Consider the following 3,283-nt stretch of genomic DNA (forward strand, 5'->3'; position numbering starts at 1 on the left):
CAAAAGAGGAAGGCTTTTCCCCTGGGCCTGAGTATGTGAATCCCCTTGGCGGGATGGTCTACCCGGAATATAAAGATTTTTATCTTTTAAATAACGATAAGCCAGCTCATCATGCTCGGATAGCCGAGGCCCTCCCCTTAATAATTGCAAGATGGCTTCACATCCCCGGCGCCGGGTTTCATTAAGCTCACTGAAAGGAATCATGAGATCTTGCTCCCCCATGAGGGATAGATGGCGCAGGTAAAAGGGGGTATTACCCAATCGCTCTATTTTTTCTTGCAGCACTTCACGGGTAAGCGGGTGTTTTTCCGCTTTTTGCAGGGGACCAGGGCTTTTTACCTCGACCTGTCTTCCCTCCTCATCACTAATAAGCAGGCTCAGGGGCTCGCCTTCCTGCAAAGATACTAAAATATCAAGGGGTAGTTTGCTCCGGGAAGCAGCCTCAATACTGGCCTGAGCATCCTCCATAAGCTCACTGTCATAAGTCTTAAAGACCCGATCACCTGCCCCGGCCCGGCCCTCTATTTTAAGGCTGACGATATCTCCAGTTTCTGCCTGGGAAACCCTTTTACCCTGCATTAAAATGTCTTTTACCGTGAAGGCAGGTCCCTGGCCTTTTTTTACCCAAATCTCCAAACCATCCCCTACCCTTAGCTCTTCAGTCAATTTAATCCGGGTAGTAAAATCCTGGCTCTGTTCCACTACCCTTCCTATATATATCCCACGGTTGTTGGGTCTTTTCGGGCTAAGATATCCGGCCCGATCCATTAGAAAGTAGCCGCTAGTAAAGTTGCGATTGAAAATCCTTTCCAAGCGCTTCCTTAATTTAGGCGACACAGTGCTTCCCGGGTCAACAGCCAGAGAATCCAGTACTTCGCGATAAGCTCTGGTAACTATCGCCACATATTCGGCCCGCTTCATCCGTCCCTCAATTTTCAATGAATGGATACCTATTCTCTGCAAATCACCTAATTGTTCTATAAGGCAAAGATCCGCCGGGCTTAAGAGGTGCCGCCCTTCACTGGCTACTGGGGTATCCTCAGTTCGGGAAAATAGTTGGTAGGCCAGTCGACAGGGTTGAGCACAACGCCCCCGATTTCCGCTTCTCCCCCCCACCAGGCTGCTAAAAAGACATTGTCCGGAATAGGAGTAGCATAGTGCTCCATGTACGAAAACCTCAAACTCTATATCCTTTACTTCGCAACAGATCTTAGCCAGTTCTTCCCGGGACATTTCCCGGGCCAGTACCACCCTTTTTACTCCTTCTTCCTGCAACAAAATGGCCCCGGGGGAGTTATGCACGGTCATCTGGGTACTGGCGTGAAGACGCAAATCAGGGATAAGCTTACGCAACGCATGGACCAAGCCTATATCCTGCACAATAACTGCATCAACCCCCATCTGATACAAATCCCATATATAATCCAGAGCCATCGCAAATTCGTGGTCAGCTATCAGGGTGTTTACAGTTACATATACTTTTTTCTTTCTCAAGTGAGCGTAGCTTAGAGCATCATCAATACGCTCTCTATTGAAATTCTCGGCATAGTGACGGGCACTGAAAGACTGGCCTCCCAGATAAACTGCATCCGCACCATTTCCCATGGCGGCTAAGAAAGCTTCCCAATTTCCCGCCGGTGCCAGGAGCTCCATTATCATACCTCCCGTATGAAATTCACTTTTCATCAGCGCTTGGTTCCTGCAATCTCTCTTCCAATAAATCCAGCCGCTGGCAGATGGAATCCAGGCGCTGGTCAATACTTTGCAAAAGTCCGGGTAGCGAAATTCCTTCTCTTGCCAATAAGGGCTCCTGCTGCCGGGCAAAGAATTCGGCTCTGGAGACGGTACTGGTAGTTGGAACTGTCGATTGTATGCGAGGACTGATTCCCAGATCCCGGCGGGTTACCGGCTCATCTTCTTCTTTCAGAATTACGCTAAAACCCCCACATGATTCCAAAATCCCCTTATCGACATCCTCGATTTCCCTTATCCCCTGTTTTCTAAGTTCCTGCAAGAGATCATCGGCATTGAATTTTTCTCTGGCCATATTTTCTTTTACTATTTGGCCGTTGTCAATCAATATTACCGGTTTTCCAGTTATTAAGTGAGAAAGGGTCTGATTCTTCAAAGCCAGGTAACCCATGATATATTCCAGCAAGGCCAGGGTAGCCAGAATGACAATACCCTCATAGAAAGGAAGGCTTTTATCCAGGGCTACTGAAACCACCGTATGCCCGACCCCGGTCATGACCACAAAATCAAAAGGCCCCAGCTCCCCTAAAGCCCTTTTACCCAAAAGTCTTATCATTATTAAAGCCAGAAAATACATACCTATGGCCCGTAGAGCAAATATCAACACCAGATTTCCCCCTTTATTGAGGTTCTTGCTCTATTATTCGGTACGAGCTTGCTGCTTTATTCGTAATCAGCAAATACGCTCAAGGCGCCAAACCCGGTTTGGGCGGCCACCTCTTGGGCGAGAAGAATACGGCCAGCGTTGCCAAAATGCGTGAGGCAGTCCAGGGCACCTCGCTGTTTTCACCATTCCCTTTCCACTCGGTCTATTCTATTGAAGACCATAAGAAGCATATCGACTGGATCAAGGAGATGAACCCCATGGCCCTGGTTTCAGTCAAGGTTTCCACACCCAACGATGTGGACATGGTCGCGGTCGGGTCCTATTATGCCGGCGCCCATATCATCCATATCGACGGCGGCTACGGTGAATACTCCAGTCCACGAGAGCCACGCGTCCGGTCGTTGAGAGCCACCTCTCCGGCGAAATGGGAGCCACCCTTCCGGAGCTAGAGAGCCAGGGGAATTTCTTCGGTACAATGAATTAATGCACGAAACACGTGTAAATTCATTTTTTAGGAGGTCTACCATGATCCCGTACCGAGAAATCATAAGGCTCCACTGTCAGGGGCTAAGTCAACGCAGCATTGCTGCCAGTTGCAAATGCTCCCGCAACACCGTTGCCAAGGTAATCGGCAGGGCGAAAGAGTTAAATCTTTCATGGCCGCTGCCAAGTGAAACCACAGACGCTGATTTGGAAACCAAGTTCTTTGACAAACCATCAACTCGTGATACCGGACGGTGTTATCCTGATTTAGAGCATGTTCATAAGGAAATGGCTAAATCAGGAGTAACCCTAAGACTCCTATGGGCCGAATACTGTGAAGACTGTCGTCAAAACCGGGAACAACCCCTTATGTACTCACAGTTTTGCTACCACTATCAGGAATATGCCCAAACCAAAAGAGCTACCATGCATATTCCACGT

General features: G+C 48.5%; 4 protein-coding genes. 2 read left to right on the forward strand and 2 right to left on the reverse strand.

Translation table 11 applies throughout. From position 1 onward, the window contains the following. Both PHP87_RS11555 and PHP87_RS11560 read right to left on the reverse strand, forming a co-directional pair. Positions 1–1,653: U32 family peptidase (locus tag PHP87_RS11555; RefSeq protein WP_299921530.1), on the reverse strand; the 1,653-nt coding region annotated here is incomplete at its 3' end. A gap of 22 nt (positions 1,654–1,675) precedes the next feature. Beyond that, positions 1,676–2,356 carry a DUF421 domain-containing protein gene (locus PHP87_RS11560; RefSeq protein ID WP_299921532.1) on the reverse strand — a complete coding sequence of 227 codons (681 nt, stop codon included), beginning with the start codon at positions 2,354–2,356 and terminating at the stop codon, positions 1,676–1,678. A 68-nt stretch (positions 2,357–2,424) separates the two neighbouring features. Here PHP87_RS11560 and PHP87_RS11565 point away from each other — a divergent pair, with 68 nt between their 5' ends. Continuing rightward, a complete protein-coding gene (locus tag PHP87_RS11565; RefSeq protein ID WP_299921536.1) occupies positions 2,425–2,808 on the forward strand; it encodes a glutamate synthase-related protein in 384 nt (127 codons plus the stop codon). Positions 2,809–2,884: 76 nt separating this feature from the next. Further along, positions 2,885–3,283: helix-turn-helix domain-containing protein (locus tag PHP87_RS11570; protein WP_299921534.1), on the forward strand; the 399-nt coding region annotated here is incomplete at its 3' end.

The sequence above is a fragment of the Syntrophomonas sp. genome, from assembly GCF_028707975.1.
Taxonomy (GTDB): domain Bacteria; phylum Bacillota; class Syntrophomonadia; order Syntrophomonadales; family Syntrophomonadaceae; genus Syntrophomonas.